Raw genomic sequence first — 357 nt, forward strand, 5'->3', positions numbered from 1 at the left:
TGTGGGAGATTCTATGGTTGCGAACAACGTTTTTTAGGCAGTTTTGCTGACGTATGCTTTCTCGCTCTTCAGCAGCGCGTATGCAATACGCGCGAGTTTACGTGACAAAATCACCAGCGCTTCAGTGGTGGCTTTGCCCTTGTTTCGATGATGCTCATAGGTTTCCTTCCAGGCCGCTGTGCGGCTGGCGGACATAGAGGCGTTGTGCAAAAGCCTGCGAATTTCCGAGCAGCCTCGCTTGGTCAAACGACGACGTCCGGTTTTTTCCCCAGAGTCAGAAATTTTCAAGTCCATGCCAATGAAAGCGATGTAAGCATCACTGCTCTTGAACTCACCTCGGATAAACGCCATCACCAG

1 protein-coding gene is annotated in these 357 nt (G+C 50.7%); it reads right to left on the reverse strand.

Annotated elements, in window-relative coordinates; translation table 11 throughout:
- Positions 1-33: 33 nt before the first annotated feature.
- Positions 34-357 (reverse strand): transposase (locus tag KFS80_RS26780; protein WP_212546476.1); only part of this gene is annotated, 324 nt, incomplete at its 5' end.

Source organism: Pseudomonas rustica, from assembly GCF_018336155.1.
Taxonomy (GTDB): Bacteria; Pseudomonadota; Gammaproteobacteria; order Pseudomonadales; family Pseudomonadaceae; genus Aquipseudomonas; species Aquipseudomonas rustica.